The organism is Arsenophonus sp. PmNCSU2021_1 (assembly GCF_036919435.1).
Classification (GTDB): Bacteria; Pseudomonadota; Gammaproteobacteria; order Enterobacterales; family Enterobacteriaceae; genus Arsenophonus; species Arsenophonus nilaparvatae.
In genome coordinates, this window is record NZ_JAZHPL010000006.1 from 680,026 (window position 1) to 696,297 (window position 16,272).

Sequence of the window (16,272 nt, forward strand, 5' to 3'; positions counted from 1 at the left end):
ATGACGGAGAAGTTATCGATGGGGTTGATGCCAACTCAGTAGCACACGAGTTTCGCACAAAACTAATTTGGGTAAGCTAATAAAACACGGATTTGCTCAGTAATAGCACTTTTGATTACGTCCCAATTTTGTTGATAAAGGGTTATTTTTTCAGATATACGACGTTTATGTTGTTCAAACCACGCAGAAATAGCGAGAAAAATATGATTTCTTTGCGCTCGGCTCGTGCGAGCCTGACAGCGTTCAATACCACAGTTTTGTTTAACTTCTCGATGATAAACTTCAACAGACCAACGGGCATCCATGATAAATTTGACGTATTGACGGGTGGGATTCTCTTTGTTTGTTACTATGTAATCAATACGGCCGTTTTTGGCTGTAAATTTGAAAACGGTTACCCAACCATATCCTCGCAAGTGTATTGACGTTCCTTCTTCTGAGATGTCTAACTTGTTCAGTTGTTTGTTATGGTTAACAATCCTATTTTTCCTCAGCGTGGTTACCCAGATCCAACCATGAGAGCGAATTGATTTCAGGTTATCCAGGCTAGAATACCAAGCATCCATCACTACGGCTTCTGGCATGATCCCTCTTTTTTTAGCAAGAGTGAGCATTTCGGAAAAGTGCGTGTTTTTTATTTTTCCATCAGAATCTTTATCATAAATACGATAATTGATAGGAATTGATTCAACCTTCGTCAGATCATGCCAAAGCAAATTAACTAAACCTATGCCAGCAATAACCTCATGTTCATTACCTGAATATTGATAATGGACCATCTCTATTTTTTTACTACGTGTTTTGGCAATCAATGTATCATCGGCAATTAGTACGCAAGGGCTTTTTTTGTCTATAGAAGGTTCAACTAATCGCCATAGGTCTTTAGGTCTAAAACATCTACTTTTTAGCCATCGGCTAACAGTGTCATGAGATAAAGGCGATGGGCTTACTTCTGATAACGCTAAACCAGAGTATCTTAAACTGCTTACTTGTAAGAATGTTTTATAGATATCTTTAATACATGGATAACCCGACAAAATATGAACACCCTGATTTTTTCTTGTTTTTAAATTTATACTTCTTTTTTGGAGATTGCGAAACTCGTGTAGCATTTTAGTGTGGCAGAATGACTTTTACTCAATTTGCCACAGTATATTAAATGACATTGAAAGAATAATAGTGTTAGCAGATATCGCGTAATTTTGAGGTAGTTGATAGCGGTGAAAAGTGGCTGTCTAATAACGTTGATTTAATTAAACTTTTTGAAAGAGACTGGTTAATCGTCTTCAAGTTTATGATGAAAAAGTTGAATAATTGCTGCTAGTGCCTGCTCTTCATCTGGACCGGTTACTTCAATATCGATATAACTACCTTGTTCTGAGTCTAACATTAACATCGCTATAACACTATCTGCTTGAGCTTCTATATTATGGCAATTGCGCAATAGCACCGAAGATTCAAATTGTTGGATTAGTTCACAGAGCATCATTGCTGGCCTGGCATGCATACCCTGTTGATTTTTTATAATAATGCGGTGATAGACAGTCATGACTTTCTCTTTTCTAACGTCCGATGACGCGACTGAACATTTTTGCCTCTAGAACGAAAGTAATCAGCCAGTTGTTCGGCAACATAAACTGAACGGTGTTTACCTCCGGTACAACCGATAGCAATCGTCAAATAGCTACGGTTATTAGATTCTAACATGGGTAACCATAATTCAAGATAACTACGTGTTTGATAGATAAAGTTATGCACTTCTGTGTGTCGGTCAAGAAAGGCAGCAACAGGACGATCGAGACCTGTCATAGGACGTAATTTAGGATCCCAATGTGGGTTAGGTAAAAAACGGACATCAAACACATAATCTGCATCGATCGGAATACCATGTTTAAAGCCAAAGGATTCGAAAACCATGGTCAATTCACGTTCCCGTTTACCTAATAAGCGTGCTCTAAGCATTTCAGCCAGTTCATGTACTGACATTTCAGAGGTGTCGATAACTAAATCTGCGCGTGAGCGGAGTGGCTCTAATAGATCATTTTCTTCATCAATAGCATTTTCTAATGATAAATTTTTATTGGAGAGTGGATGTAAACGGCGTGTATCACTATATCTTCTGATCAGCGTATTACGATCTGCATCAAGAAAAAGTAATTGTGGGGAAAAACTAGCCGGTAGATTTTTTAACGCATTCTCGAAAATTGTTGGGTTGTCTGGCATATTACGAACATCGATACTCACGGCCGCAGAAGTTTGTCGTTCAGCAAGTGAATTTGCTAATTCTGGCAGTAAAATAACGGGCAGATTGTCAACACAATAAAAACCCATATCCTCCAGTGCCCGTAGAGCAACTGATTTACCTGAACCAGAACGGCCACTGACTATCATCAGCACCATGAGTCATACCCCTTAAGTTTCTTCACAATGAAAATCATTATTTGGCTTAGATTTTTAGAAACCAGTTATTCAGTAATGATTTTATAGAGTTCATCATTACTTTGCGCAGCGCGTAAACGACGACATAGGTTCTTATCAGCTAACCGTTTGGCAATTAAAGAGAGAGTATGTAAATGTGTTTTACATTGCTCTGAAGGAACTAATAATGCAAAAAGTAAATCGACTGACTGATTATCAATGGCATCAAAAGCAATAGGTTCATCTAAATGGAGAAAAACACCAACTGCGTCGGATGAATTGTTTTCATTTAATTTGCCATGTGGGATTGCAATACCTCCACCGATACCGGTTGTGCCGACTTTTTCACGGGTTAATAATGAGTCAAAAACGACACTTTCAGGTACATTCAGTGCAATTGCAGCAACTTCACTAATAATTTCTAGTGCTCGTTTTTTACTCGTACAATGTACATTATTTAGTGTACATGATGGTGTTAATACCGAGCTTAATGATAAATTTTTTTCACTGTTCATTGGATTTATTCACTTAGGGCAATTATACCAGATATCCATAATGAATATCTGGCATGAACGATACTAACATCGATAATCTACATTTAGTGTCATAGTGCCCTTGTTGTTTAATAACACAGATTAATGTTGTTTCAATTTTTCTTTGTATTTAGTAAGCTGGCGCGCCATTTTTTCTACCATGGCATCAATTGCCGCATACATATCATCTTCTTGAGCAGAAGCATGTAGTTCTGCTCCATTTACTTTCGCCGTTGCCTCAGCAATTTGATTAAATTTCTGTACTTTTAAAATTACATGAATAGCATTGATATGGTCAAAGTATTGTTCAAATTTTGAACACTTTTCTTCCACGGTTTGGCGTAATGCTTCAGTAATTTTAATATTTTGGCCAGTAATTTGGAATTCCATAGTATCTTCCTTCTCAGTTAATTCAAATCAGTTTTTTACGCTGATTCGAGGGTGGAATGGATAGAGACTCTCGATATTTAGCAACTGTACGACGAGCAATTTGAATACCCTGTTCTGCTAGTATGCTCGTTAATTTGTTATCACTCAAGGGTTTTGCAGGGTTCTCTGCCGCAATGAGTTTTTTTACTAGCGCGCGTATAGCGATAGAAGAGGCTTCTCCTCCGGTATCAGTGTTAACATGGCTAGAAAAAAAGTATTTCAGTTCAAAAATACCTCTTGGACTATGTAGATATTTTTGCGATGTGACACGGGAAATCGTCGATTCGTGCATATCAACCTGATAAGCAATATCCGCTAGTACCATAGGTTTCATATACTCTTCACCATATTCAAAAAACTGTTGTTGATTTTCAACAATACATTGGGCAACTTTTAATAAAGTTTCATTACGACTTTCTAAACTTTTTATTAACCATTTTGCATCTTGTAAGTTGTTACGGATGAATTGGTTATCTTCTTCATTATCAGAGTATTTACCTAGAGAAGCATAATGTTGATTGATTTTTAAGCGTGGAATGTTTTCAGTATTTAGAGCTACTTGCCAGTCATTATCTATTTTTCGCACCAGAGCATCGGGGACAATATATTGTGGTTCATTAGTTTGAATGATTTGCCCAGGTTTAGGATCTAATCGTTGGATCATAGCGATAACTTCTTTCAAGGCTGTTTCTTTTAATTTGGTTTTTCGGCTAAGTTGCCGAAAATCACGATTGCCAAGTAATTCTAAATGGTCGTTAATTATCAGTTTAGCTTCTTTTAGAAAAGGAGTCTCGCGAGGTAACGCTGATAACTGAATTAGTAAGCAGTCTTTTAAATTTTTGGCTGCGACGCCAATCGGATCGAAGTGCTGGATCCGTTTTAATACAATTTCAACTTCTTCCTGGGTAATATCTGCTAGGGCTAAACACGCGTAAATATCTTCAATAGTGGTGCTTAAATAGCCGGAATCGTCCACAGCATCAATAATGGCGGTGGCAATCGCGGCATCTATTTCAGTAAAAGGTGTTAATGATGCTTGCCAGGATAAATAATCTTGCAACGTTTGCAATGTTTCTCCTTGGTAGATAGGAAAATCATTGTCACTAAAATTATTGGTTAGAGTTGGATAGTTATCTGAGGGGTAAATTTCTTCCCAAGTAGTATCTAAAGGTAATTCGCTTGGCACATCATTTTGTTCGATGGCGTCAAAACTATCTAGTGCCGCTGGCTCGTTATCATTAATATCTGATGTTTCAATTTCCTGGTAGAGGTCATCTTGTTCAAGTAAAGGATTGCTTTCAAGAGCTTGCTGAATTTCGTGTTGAAGTTCTAATGTTGAAAGTTGCAACAAACGAATAGCTTGTTGTAGCTGTGGTGTCATCGCCAACTGCTGACTGAGTCGGAGTTGCAAACTCTGTTTCATAAAATTGGCTTAGCCTCTTGGGAATAACATAATAAAAAAATTTACCAACTTTAATTAGTCACGGTTAGAGGCGGAAACCTTCTCCCAAATAGACGCGTTTGACTTGTTCATTTTCTAAAATCGCTTTAGGAGTTCCATGCGCGATAAGATGACCTTGACTGACAATGTAAGCACGTTCACAGACATCTAATGTCTCTCTCACATTGTGATCGGTTATTAATACGCCTAAACCATAATCTCTCAAGTGTTGGATTATTTTTTTTATATCTAATACTGAAATCGGATCAACACCAGCAAAAGGTTCATCTAAAAGAATAAATTTAGGATCAGCCGCTAATGCCCGGGCTATTTCTACCCGGCGACGCTCCCCGCCAGAAAGTGATTGACCGAGATTATTTCGCAAATGAGTAATACTAAACTCTTCCATCAATTCTTCGGCACGTTGCTGTTTTTCTTCGAATGTTAAATCTTTACGAATTTCTAATACAGCCGTCAGATTATCGTAAACGTTTAGCCGGCGAAATATTGAGGCTTCTTGTGGTAAATAACCTATTCCCCTACGAGCCCGTTCGTGAAGCGGCAGCAAACTAATATCTTCATCGTCGATAGCAATTTTTCCAGTATCACGAGGAACGATACCAACTACCATATAAAAGGTTGTCGTTTTACCTGCACCGTTTGGCCCAAGTAAACCAACGATTTCACCTGAACTGACCTCCAGGCTAACGTCTTCAACAACCTTGCGGTTTTTGTATGTTTTTGCCAAATGTTTCGCAGTTAATTTCGCCATTTTTTATTATTTACTCTTACTATTATTTGTACTTTTTATCCCAGGGCCTTTTTCTTGTAATTGGGAAGGTAACAGTATGGTCGTTACTCGTTTCCCTTTATCACTAAATGCTTCCATTTGTTGGGTTGGGACTAAATAGGTAATTTTGTCACCTTTAATATTGCTATCTAGTTGTTCAAGGTAAGCATTACCCGTTAGGATGACCAGCTCTTTCTCCATTTCATAACGTATTTTGTCGCTGCGACCTTTGATCGGTTTACCATCATCTTGTAATTGATAGAAATTGGCTGGTGTACCATAGGCTTCGACAACCATCTTTTTGGCATCGCCGTTCGGACGGGTGACAACGACTTTATCAGCTCGAACATCTATAGAACCTTGTTTTATAACAACATTTTCTGTAAATGTGGTAATGTTTTTTTCTAAATCAAGTGACTGTTTAACTGAATCAATCTGAATGGGTTGTTGAGAATCACTTTTCAGCGCTATTGCTGGCAAGCTTAATATGAATATTGAACTAGTCAATGCTACATTAATGAAGATTTTTTTTGCCAATATCATTCAGTTGTTTCCTTCGGGAGCTGTTTGCTTATTGGGGATTTCATAATAGGTTTTAACATCTTCAATTAATTCAGCGGTATGCGTTCTCATATTACCGCGCATTTTCATACCCACTGATCGTAAACCGATACCAATTACCGTGACTTTATCATCAGATGAAACATCCTGGGTAATTAGGTTAACGATGGCATTTTCCGTCAAAATTTTTTGTAAATCTGAAGTTGGATTTAAGCTATTTACTTGAACATTACCATATAAATAAAGCATGTTGTCGTTGGTTAATTTGGCTTTATTGGAGCGTACGGCCCAAGTGGGGATACTTTTTGGGTCATAAGTTGTTAATACTGGATTAATAAACCAGCTGGTTTTATTACTCGAAAAGTGGTGCGTCTCATCCGTTATCAGCTTATAGGCCAATTTACCCATTGGATCATAGACATGGGTAATGGCATTACCAGTTTGATAATTTGGTTGGCTGTTATCAACCATAGCGGGTGCTTTTGATTGATTAAAATCAGCTAAGTTCCAGCCAATAAGCGCTAAAACAATTAGTGTTAATATAATGTTAAGCCAAAACTTAAATTTGCTCATCGTTGTTTCATTTTTGCCTATATTGATAAACCGTGGGCATTTTCTATCTTATCTTGAGCAAGCAGGATCAGATCACAAATTTCACGTATCGCACCTTTGCCGCCTGCTTGATATGTAACATAATGCGCTTTACTTAACAACATTGGATGCGCGTCAGCTACAGCAACCGAAAGTCCTATCTGCGACATGACAGGCCAGTCAATTAAATCATCACCAATATAAGCAATCTGTTGAGGTTGGAGTTTTAATCGGGTTATCAGATCATTATAAGCTAATTTTTTTTCACTTTGCCCTTGGTAAAGATAATTAATACCGAGTGTTTTGGCACGATCTTCCAATAATTTAGCTTTACGACCAGTAATAATGGCAACTTCAATTGCAGAGGTCAGTAAACAACGGATACCATAACCATCTTTTACATTGAATGCTTTTAGTTCTTCTCCATTATTTCCCATATAAATTAAGCCATCTGTCATGACACCATCAACATCACAAATTAGTAATTTTATAAGACGTGCTTTTTCAACGATATGTTGGTCTATTGGGCCATAACAGGTTGTGATTTTATTATCATTATTCATGTATTATTTCCAATAATTATATGATGCCAGCTTGCAAAAGATCATGCAGATGAATAACACCAATAAGTGTATCTGCTTTTGCCACCAGTAAGGAAGTAATATGGTGGTGTTGCATCAAATTTAAGGCGTCAATCGCTAGCATATCGGGTTTTACCCTAATACCACCGGCTGTCATTACATCGGTAATTTTGGCATTATTTAAGTCAATATTCATTGCAAAGACGCGTCGTAAGTCACCATCGGTAAAAATACCTTCAATTTGCATTTCTTCATTACAAATCACAACCATACCTAGTTTTTTGCGAGTAATTTCCACTAATGCTTGCTGTAATGTTGCCTGTTTCATGACATTTGGAATATTTTTCCCAGTATGCATTAGGTCACTCACTCTTAATAAAAGTTTGCGGCCCAATGTGCCACCTGGATGAGAAAGTGCAAAATCTTCAGCAGTAAAACCCCGCGCTTCAAGTAAAGCGACCGCAATAGCATCTCCCATAACTAACATCGCGGTTGTGCTTGTTGTTGGCGCTAGACCTAATGGACAAGCTTCCTGCGGTACTTTGATACAAAGGTGAAAATCTGCCGCTTTTCCCATGCTACTAGCAGGATTTTTTGTCATACAAATTAACGCAATGTGTTGGAGTTTTAACACTGGAATGAGTGCTAATATTTCATTTGACTCACCGGAATTAGAAATAGCCAGAACAATATCTTGACGACTAATCATGCCTAAATCACCATGACTAGCTTCTCCTGGATGGACAAAAAAAGCCGGTGTTCCTGTACTGGCTAATGTGGCTGCAATTTTGCGGCCAATATGGCCTGATTTACCCATCCCCATAACAACGACTTTGCCAGTACATTTGAAAATCAGTTCACAAGCTTGGTTAAAATCATCATTGATATATTGCTCCAAATTGGCAAGCCCGCTACGTTCAATCTCCAATACCTTCTTCGCTGTTTTTTGAAAATCAAGTTCAGACATTTTTATTCCCCAATTTGATATAACTAATTTAATTATATGGGTTAATAGATGTTTAGTAAGACTCGTTTTTTCATATCACTCGCTTTGTATTACTGTCATCAATATATTATACGTACGTTGTATTATTAGAAAAAATAGCATTTTTCACTATGATGACATTTGAAAATTTGTTTATTGTGACGATGTAATGAACAAAAGTAAAATTGGCAATAATATTGATAGCGAATATATGCTAGTTTTTAGATAATATGTTCCATACTGAGTAAATATACTTAAATGATAATTAGACAGAAAGGCTATTATCGTCATGAAGAAGTCTGTAGATAATATCATAGAAATCAAAGATATGTCTTTTATTCGGGGTCAACGGCTGATTTTTACCGATATGAGCTTGACGATCCCCAGGGGAAAAATTACGGCAATCATGGGGCTATCAGGTATTGGAAAAACAACGTTGCTACGTTTGATTGGTGGACAATTACAGCCAGATAAGGGAGAAATTTGGTTTGATGGTGTTAATATTCCAACACTATCACGCGCGGAACTTTATGCTGCTCGCAAGAAAATGAGTATGTTGTTTCAGTCAGGTGCCTTGTTTACTGATATGAATGTTTTTGACAATGTTGCTTTCCCTTTACGTGAACATACTGTTTTAGCAGCAGAAATTATTCGAACAGTGGTCATGATGAAACTAGAAGCAGTCGGGTTGAGAGGTGCGGCTAATCTTATGCCAGCTGAACTATCAGGTGGTATGGCGCGACGAGCAGCATTGGCACGCGCTATTGCCCTTGATCCACAATTAATTCTATTTGATGAACCTTTTGTTGGGCAAGATCCGATAACCATGGGAGTTTTGGTTAAACTTATTGATGAACTTAATCATGCATTAGGTATTACTTGTGTTATTGTTTCTCACGACGTGCCAGAAGTGTTGAGCATAGCGGATAAAGCTTATATTGTTGCGGAGCAACATGTTATTGCTGAAGGCACAGCGAAAGAATTGCAACAAAATAAGGATGCGCGGGTTAGGCAGTTTCTTGATGGTATAGCAGATGGTCCGATACCATTTAAGTTTCCGGCAGGAAATTATGCAGCAGATTTATTAGGGTGATGGGATGATACTAATTGATACATTAGCCGCATTAGGCCATCGTTCACTAGCTATAGTGGCGACATTTGGTCGTGCTGGCTATTTGTTATGTCGGGCCTTATTTGGCAAACCTGAATTTGCAAAACAATGGCCATTATTAATAAAACAGCTCTACAATGTAGGAGTCTTATCTTTATTAATTATTGCTGTATCGGGATTATTCATTGGCATGGTACTTGGTTTACAAGGATATTTAGTCTTGACCATGTTTAGTGCTGAATCCAGTCTTGGCATGATGGTCGCTCTTTCTCTATTAAGGGAACTAGGACCAGTGGTGACCGCACTTTTATTTGCTGGCAGAGCAGGTTCTGCATTAACGGCAGAAATAGGGTTGATGAAAGCAACAGAGCAGATCTCTAGTTTGGAAATGATGGCGGTTGATCCATTACGTCGAGTTATTGCGCCACGTTTTTGGGCCGGACTGATCAGTATGCCATTACTGGCATTAATTTTTGTCGCCGTAGGCATATTAGGTGGTGCGCTAGTCGGTGTTGATTGGAAAGGAATTGATGAAGGCTTTTTTTGGTCATCGATGCAATCTGCTATTGAGTGGAAAAAGGATATTCTCAACTGTTTTATTAAAAGTGTGGTATTCGCTTTTACAGTCAGCTGGATAGCTTTATTTAATGGTTATGATGCCATCCCAACATCGGAAGGGATAAGTCGTGCAACAACCAGAACCGTTGTTCATTCTTCATTAGCTATGTTGGGTTTAGATTTTGTGCTTACTGCACTGATGTTTGGGAATTAATTCATGCAAAGTAAGAAAAGTGAAATTCTAGTTGGACTATTTGTTTTGATTGCATTAGCTGCAATTGTCTTTTTATGTTTAAAAGTTGCAGATATTAAATCATTTGGTAATCAACCAACTTATAAAGTTACTGCTTCTTTTACCAATGTAGGCGGATTGAAAGTAAACTCGCCGGTAAAAATAGGTGGTGTGGTGGTTGGCCGAATAGTCGATATTATGTTAGATAAGAAAACTTATACGCCACGGGTTACCTTAGCGATTTTTAGTCAATATGATAATATTCCTGATAACAGCTCATTGTCGATACTTACTGCGGGATTATTAGGTGAGCAGTTTTTAGCACTTAATGTGGGTTTTTATGATCCGGATATGGGAATTACCTTTCTTAAGGACGGTGGACGCATCGAAGATACTAAACCGGCCATAATATTGGAAGATTTAATTGGGCAATTCTTATATAGAAGTGGCGATCCTAATCGTTCGAATAGAGCAAGCTCAGTTTCCGGAAATAACGAAAAATCTTCCACGACACCATGATCAACAATCTAATATGATAAGAAAAGGAACCTATTTTATGTTTAAACGTTTCTTAATAGTGGCTTTGTTAGTGGTTGCTCCGTTTGCGATGGCGATAGATCAAACCAACCCATATAAACTGATGCAAGAAGCCGCTGCTAAAACCTTTACTCGCTTAAAAAATGAGCAGCCTATGATCCGGCAAAATCCAGATTACTTACGCAGGGTTGTTCGTGAAGAACTTATGCCTTATGTACAAATTAAGTATGCAGGAGCATTAGTCTTAGGATCTTATTATAGTAGTGCAACCCCGTCACAACGGGATGCTTATTTTCAGGCGATTGAAGCCTATTTGGAACAAGCTTATGGGCAAGCCTTGGCAATGTATCATGGGCAACAATATCAGATTGCGCCTGAACAACCGCTGGGTGATAGGAATGTGGTTGCTATTCGGGTAACAATTACCGATCCGCAGGGCCGACCACCTGTACGTCTTGATTTTCAATGGCGTAAAAATAGCAAAACTGGCTATTGGCAGGCTTATGATATGATTACTGAAGGTGTTAGTTTAATTACAACTAAACAAAACGAATGGGCTAATATTTTACGTACTAAAGGTATTGACGGTTTGACACAAGTGTTGCTCAATAGTGCAAAAAATCCCATTACGCTGGAAAATAAAAAATCATGATACCCATGTTGACTTGGGAGCAGAAAGGTCAAATGTTGATTTTAACCGGTGAGCTTGATCGTGATACTCTACCCGCTTTTTGGCAACAGAGAAATCAGTTGCTAAAAGGTATTAATGCGATTAATGTTTCCCAGTTATCTCATATCGATTCTACCGGACTCGCTATGTTTATTAGGTTAAAATCAGAACAGCAGTCAGAGAATAAATGGGTATTTGAAGGTATTAGTGAGCGTTTTAAGACCCTTATTAGGCTTTATAAACTTGAGGATTTTATGAACTAATTGGGTCATAAATTTTAAAAATAGTTTATATATAAAGCAAACGCTCTTGTGCATTTTTATGCCAAGGGCGTTTTGTTTGATTTGCAGCAGATGATAGATCGATTAGGATAGATGGATTGTCTTTTAATGTTAGAATTGAGTTTAATTATGGATACAAATGAAATAAAGCAAGTATTAATAGAACAATTGAAACTTGATGAAGTGATTGTCAATGGCGAAGGTAGTCATTTTCAAATAATTGCTGTTGGTGAAATGTTTGACGGTATGAGTCGGGTTAAGCAGCAGCAAGTGATTTATGCACCACTAATGGAATATATTGCAGATAATCGGATCCATGCATTATCAATTAAAGCTTATACCCCCGCGGAATGGAAAAGAGATCGTAAGCTTAATGGTTTTTAAGACTATACTTTTGCATTAATAATATAAATATTACTCATAGAGAATTTCTAGATGGACAAGTTTCGATTGAAGGGGCCAACCCGTTTAATGGGAGAGGTCCCGATTTCTGGTGCAAAAAATGCGGCACTACCGATATTGTTTGCATCGCTTTTAGCAGAAGAACCCGTTGAATTACAAAATGTTCCAAAGCTAAAAGATATTGATACAACAATTGAATTACTTAATCAGTTAGGTACAAAAGTTGAGCGTAATGGCGCTATTTTTGTTGACGCACGTGGTATTAATAAATTTTGTGCTCCTTATGAATTAGTCAAGACGATGCGTGCATCTATTTGGGCTTTGGCGCCATTAGTGGCTCGTTTCGGTCAAGGCCAAGTATCTTTACCGGGAGGATGTGCGATTGGTGCGCGTCCAGTTGATTTACATATTGCTGGGCTTGAACAACTTGGTGCCAAAATTACCTTAGATGAAGGTTATGTTAAAGCATCGGTCGATGGTCGTTTGCAAGGCGCCAATATTGTTATGGATAAAGTTAGTGTCGGCGCCACCGTGTCTATTATGACGGCTGCAACTCTGGCAGAGGGAAAAACCGTTATTGAAAACGCAGCTCATGAACCTGAAGTTGAAGACACAGCCAACTTTTTAAATTCATTAGGGGCAAAGATCACGGGTGCAGGTACAGACAGCATTATTATTGAAGGAGTTGTGCGCTTAGGTGGTGGTATTTATCGAATTTTACCTGATCGGATTGAAACAGGTACATTTCTGGTTGCAGCTGCTATCTCTGGAGGTAAAGTAATCTGTCGCAATACTAAACCAGCTACATTGGATGCAGTATTAGCTAAATTACGTGAGGCGGGTGCAGAGATTGAAATTGGCGAGGATTGGATCCAGCTGGATATGCATGGTAAGCGGCCAAAAGCAGTGACTATCAGAACAGAACCGCATCCAGGCTTTCCAACCGATATGCAGGCACAATTTAGCTTACTTAATTTAGTGGCTGAAGGTGTTAGTACAATAACAGAAACTATTTTTGAAAATCGTTTTATGCATATCCCTGAGTTAATTCGTATGGGAGCCCATGCTGAAATAGAAGGAAATACCGTTGTTTGTCATGGTGTTGAACAACTTATGGGTGCACAAGTCATGGCTACCGATTTACGGGCATCTGCTAGTTTAGTACTTGCTGGATGTATTGCGAAAGGAAAAACGACTGTTGATCGGATTTATCATATCGATAGGGGATATGAGAAAATAGAAGAGAAGCTACGTAGTTTAGGGGCCAATATAGAACGTATTACTGCAAAGAAAATATAACCTGCTATTTTACTAAGGTAAAAATCAGTAGCTTTGTTAGACTGCTGATTCTTACTTATTGTAGTAATGATTTACCTTCATTGTACTCTTCAATTTTAACGTGGACAGTCATTGTTTTTTCGTTGCGCAGTAGTGTGACAGGGACGATACTGCCCGGACTAATTTCAGCAACTTGATCCATTGTTTCCGCAGCCGAGATAACCGGTTGATCATTAACAGAAATAATAATATCACCGACTTGAATACCAGCATTTTCTGCCGGGCCATTTGCCGCGACCTGAAAAATACGTAGCCCTTTAATTTGATTAATATCGTTATTGTTAGAGCGAATACGGGGTAAGTCCCGCGCAGTGATACCGATAAAACCGCGGATCACTCGCCCATCACGAATAAGTTTTTCCATAATTTTAGTTGCTAATTCTGTTGGAATAGCAAAACCTAATCCCTCAGGCGTAAAACCATTTTCTGAATGATCAAATGAGAGTGTATTAATTCCCATCAATTCACCTTCAGTATTAATTAGCGCTCCGCCTGAATTTCCATGATTAATAGACGCATCGGTTTGTAGAAAATTCTGTCGGCGGGTAGGACTTAGCCCTACCCGTCCAGTGGCGCTAATAATTCCTTGTGTCACTGTTTGTCCTAAATTATAGGGGTTACCGATGGCTAACACGATATTGCCAACGCGCGCTTTACGTTGTGGGTTAATCGGAATCACAGGAAGATTTTCGGCGTCTATTTTTAAAACAGCCAAGTCTGTTAAGCTATCTGAGCCAACGATGAGTGCGTCAAAAATTAATCCATCAGGCAGTGCAATCTGAATTTGATCTGCGTTATTAACGACATGTCTGTTGGTAATAATATAACCGTTACTGCTCATAATGACACCGGAGCCTAATGCAGTTAATTCGCGCCCATTTTGGGAAGAACTACCGGTCCCGCTGCTATAAACATAGACAACTGCCGGTGCTGCTCTACGTACCGCTTTACTATAACTAATTGGTTGCTCATCTTTTTTACCGTCAAGGAGGTCAGTGAGTCCTTTTGGGCGTATAGATGGAATAGCCATTAGCAAAATAGTAGCGATAACAAGCCCTACAATGGCGGCACGAAAAACCTTGATGAACATAGTAAGTATTCTGTAATAAAAGATAAACGAGATAATAAAATAGCAGGATACCATAAATACAAACAGGTACGATAGTTAACAGTACCTGTTTGCTGGGTGATTAATTGAATATATTATTACCGCGAAGTAATAAATAGATATTTTGATCACCACGTAAAATATTTAATGCTAAAGCAGTAGGTTTAGTTTCAATAATTTTACGCAGTTGATTAATATTTTCTATCCGTTGTTCGTTGGCACTAATAATAAGATCACCTTTTGCCAGGCCAAGCATGGCTGCAGATGAATTAGACGAAACGCTATCGACCTTAACACCTTTAGTGCCTTTGATTGCACTATTGCTTAAAGTGGCTCCCATTAGTGACGTGGTTAAAATTTCGGCTTTCGTACTGCTAGAATCACTATCTTCTAAGGTAACATTCACTTCCATTGGCTTGCCTTTACGTAGTAGACCGATGGTGATCTGCTTACCGATTTCACTAGTGCCAATTTTAGCTCTCAATTCAGCGAAGCTATTGACATATTTGTTATTAATCGAAACCAAAATATCACCAGATTGAATGCCTGCTTTAGCTGCTGCAGAATTTGGTATCACTTCACTGACAAATGCCCCTTTTTGCACATCAATCTTCAATGCTTTCGCTACATCAGAAGTCATTTCAGTGCCTTTGATCCCTAGCAATCCACGTTTTACTTCACCATGTTTGATAATTTGATCACTAAGAGATTTAGCCATATTGGATGGAATGGCAAAGCCAATACCAATATTACCCCCACCAGGCGCTAAAATAGCGGTATTAATACCAATTAGTTCACCATTGAGATTAACTAATGCGCCACCTGAGTTACCTCTATTAATAGAAGCGTCAGTTTGAATAAAATTTTCCAGACCTTCTACATTTAAACCACTACGACCCAATGCAGAAATAATGCCTGATGTTGCTGTTTGACCTAAACCGAAAGGGTTACCAACAGCAACAGCAAAATCACCAACTCGCAGTTTATCGGAGTCAGCTATTTTAATCGCCACTAAGTTCAATTTTTTCAGATTTGCTGTATTTGAATCTTTGATTTGTAATAGGGCGATATCTGTTTGAGGATCACGGCCGATAAGCTTAACGTCAATTTCTCTGCCATCATTAAGCTGAATTTGGATGCTATTAGCATTATCGATGACATGCTTATTAGTTAGGATATAACCTTTTTCAGCATCAATAATAACCCCGGAGCCTAATCCTTCAAAAGGGCGAACACTTTGTTGGTGTGAGGGAAAATTGGGCCCAAAAAAGAATTTAAATTCTTCGGGTAGCTGTTGATTTTGAACACGTGTTCCAGATACACGAATACTAACTACGGCAGGAAGTGCTTTTTCTAGCATCGGTGCTAGGCTAGGTAATTCTTGACCAGATGATAAAACAATTGGTGGCATTGATGCAGCATGACTTACTGCAGGTATACTTATGAGTGAAAGACTGATACTCATAGCTAATATAGTTAAAAAATGTTTCTCTTTTTTCATCATGAATTCAATTCTCTTACATACCTAATTTATTTAAGGTAGTTTGCTATCCTGTGATAGAAAAGGCCTCAGCAGGTTTAAGACTTTAAATTATGCAAAAAAGTTCAGCCAACAGATAGTAGTAATCGTTTTTTTACATGTATTTACATGATATTAATTTTTTACAACAAAATAACTCTATCAGGTGGATACTCTATCATCAAAA

General features: G+C 38.2%; 20 protein-coding genes. 7 read left to right on the plus strand and 13 right to left on the minus strand.

The window, feature by feature from the left end; all coding sequences use genetic code 11:
- Positions 1-62 precede the first annotated feature (62 nt).
- From V3224_RS16465 to kdsD, 11 genes are all read right to left on the minus strand, one after another.
- Positions 63-1,037 carry an IS701 family transposase gene (locus V3224_RS16465; RefSeq protein ID WP_334471773.1) on the minus strand — a complete coding sequence of 325 codons (975 nt, stop codon included), beginning with the start codon at positions 1,035-1,037 and terminating at the stop codon, positions 63-65.
- 239 nt (positions 1,038-1,276) lie between these two features.
- Positions 1,277-1,549 (minus strand): PTS phosphocarrier protein NPr, encoded by a 273-nt coding sequence (npr, locus tag V3224_RS16470; RefSeq protein WP_032115658.1) that lies wholly within the window; start codon positions 1,547-1,549, stop codon positions 1,277-1,279.
- Positions 1,546-2,400: an RNase adapter RapZ gene (rapZ, locus tag V3224_RS16475; protein ID WP_180816359.1), complete on the minus strand. Its 855-nt coding sequence runs from the start codon at positions 2,398-2,400 to the stop codon at positions 1,546-1,548. Before rapZ ends, npr begins: the two co-directional genes overlap by 4 nt.
- Positions 2,401-2,465: 65 nt before the next feature.
- The gene (ptsN, locus tag V3224_RS16480) at positions 2,466-2,933 is read right to left on the minus strand and encodes a PTS IIA-like nitrogen regulatory protein PtsN (RefSeq protein WP_334471791.1); all 468 of its coding nucleotides are present in this window, start codon (positions 2,931-2,933) and stop codon (positions 2,466-2,468) included.
- Between the two features lie 120 nt (positions 2,934-3,053).
- A complete protein-coding gene (gene hpf, locus V3224_RS16485; protein ID WP_334471792.1) occupies positions 3,054-3,341 on the minus strand; it encodes a ribosome hibernation promoting factor in 288 nt (95 codons plus the stop codon).
- A gap of 22 nt (positions 3,342-3,363) precedes the next feature.
- Positions 3,364-4,803: an RNA polymerase factor sigma-54 gene (gene rpoN / locus V3224_RS16490; protein WP_334471793.1), complete on the minus strand. Its 1,440-nt coding sequence runs from the start codon at positions 4,801-4,803 to the stop codon at positions 3,364-3,366.
- Positions 4,804-4,867: 64 nt separating this feature from the next.
- Positions 4,868-5,593, minus strand: a complete 726-nt coding sequence (gene lptB, locus V3224_RS16495) for an LPS export ABC transporter ATP-binding protein (RefSeq protein WP_334471794.1) — start codon at positions 5,591-5,593, stop codon at positions 4,868-4,870.
- Between the two features lie 6 nt (positions 5,594-5,599).
- A complete protein-coding gene (gene lptA, locus V3224_RS16500; RefSeq protein WP_334471795.1) occupies positions 5,600-6,154 on the minus strand; it encodes a lipopolysaccharide ABC transporter substrate-binding protein LptA in 555 nt (184 codons plus the stop codon).
- Positions 6,155-6,745, minus strand: a complete 591-nt coding sequence (lptC, locus tag V3224_RS16505; protein WP_310509678.1) for an LPS export ABC transporter periplasmic protein LptC — start codon at positions 6,743-6,745, stop codon at positions 6,155-6,157. It lies immediately after the preceding gene.
- A gap of 17 nt (positions 6,746-6,762) precedes the next feature.
- Positions 6,763-7,326: a 3-deoxy-manno-octulosonate-8-phosphatase KdsC gene (gene kdsC, locus V3224_RS16510; RefSeq protein ID WP_334471798.1), complete on the minus strand. Its 564-nt coding sequence runs from the start codon at positions 7,324-7,326 to the stop codon at positions 6,763-6,765.
- Between the two features lie 16 nt (positions 7,327-7,342).
- Positions 7,343-8,311 carry an arabinose-5-phosphate isomerase KdsD gene (gene kdsD / locus V3224_RS16515; protein WP_442890564.1) on the minus strand — a complete coding sequence of 323 codons (969 nt, stop codon included), beginning with the start codon at positions 8,309-8,311 and terminating at the stop codon, positions 7,343-7,345.
- A gap of 307 nt (positions 8,312-8,618) precedes the next feature.
- On the opposite strand from kdsD, the gene mlaF reads away from it, so the two are divergent.
- From mlaF to murA, 7 genes are all read left to right on the plus strand, one after another.
- Positions 8,619-9,422, plus strand: coding sequence for a phospholipid ABC transporter ATP-binding protein MlaF (gene mlaF, locus V3224_RS16520; protein WP_334471800.1), 804 nt, complete (start codon positions 8,619-8,621; stop codon positions 9,420-9,422).
- 7 nt (positions 9,423-9,429) lie between these two features.
- Entirely contained in the window at positions 9,430-10,212 is a 783-nt protein-coding gene (gene mlaE, locus V3224_RS16525) for a lipid asymmetry maintenance ABC transporter permease subunit MlaE (protein WP_334472057.1), read from the plus strand.
- A 3-nt stretch (positions 10,213-10,215) separates the two neighbouring features.
- The gene (mlaD, locus tag V3224_RS16530) at positions 10,216-10,749 is read left to right on the plus strand and encodes an outer membrane lipid asymmetry maintenance protein MlaD (protein WP_290607040.1); all 534 of its coding nucleotides are present in this window, start codon (positions 10,216-10,218) and stop codon (positions 10,747-10,749) included.
- Positions 10,750-10,786: 37 nt separating this feature from the next.
- Positions 10,787-11,419: a phospholipid-binding protein MlaC gene (gene mlaC, locus V3224_RS16535; protein WP_310511856.1), complete on the plus strand. Its 633-nt coding sequence runs from the start codon at positions 10,787-10,789 to the stop codon at positions 11,417-11,419.
- A 5-nt stretch (positions 11,420-11,424) separates the two neighbouring features.
- On the plus strand, positions 11,425-11,700 hold the full coding sequence (mlaB, locus tag V3224_RS16540) for a lipid asymmetry maintenance protein MlaB (protein WP_245677264.1): 276 nt from the start codon (positions 11,425-11,427) through the stop codon (positions 11,698-11,700).
- A 147-nt stretch (positions 11,701-11,847) separates the two neighbouring features.
- A complete protein-coding gene (gene ibaG / locus V3224_RS16545; RefSeq protein ID WP_032115713.1) occupies positions 11,848-12,102 on the plus strand; it encodes a BolA family iron metabolism protein IbaG in 255 nt (84 codons plus the stop codon).
- Between the two features lie 51 nt (positions 12,103-12,153).
- Positions 12,154-13,419: a UDP-N-acetylglucosamine 1-carboxyvinyltransferase gene (gene murA, locus V3224_RS16550; protein WP_334471811.1), complete on the plus strand. Its 1,266-nt coding sequence runs from the start codon at positions 12,154-12,156 to the stop codon at positions 13,417-13,419.
- A 55-nt stretch (positions 13,420-13,474) separates the two neighbouring features.
- Here murA and degS read toward each other — a convergent pair whose 3' ends face one another.
- Together degS and V3224_RS16560 are read right to left on the minus strand one after the other, a co-directional pair.
- On the minus strand, positions 13,475-14,548 hold the full coding sequence (gene degS, locus V3224_RS16555) for an outer membrane-stress sensor serine endopeptidase DegS (protein ID WP_334471812.1): 1,074 nt from the start codon (positions 14,546-14,548) through the stop codon (positions 13,475-13,477).
- Between the two features lie 100 nt (positions 14,549-14,648).
- Positions 14,649-16,067, minus strand: coding sequence for a Do family serine endopeptidase (locus V3224_RS16560; protein WP_334472058.1), 1,419 nt, complete (start codon positions 16,065-16,067; stop codon positions 14,649-14,651).
- Between the last annotated feature and the right edge of the window lie 205 nt (positions 16,068-16,272).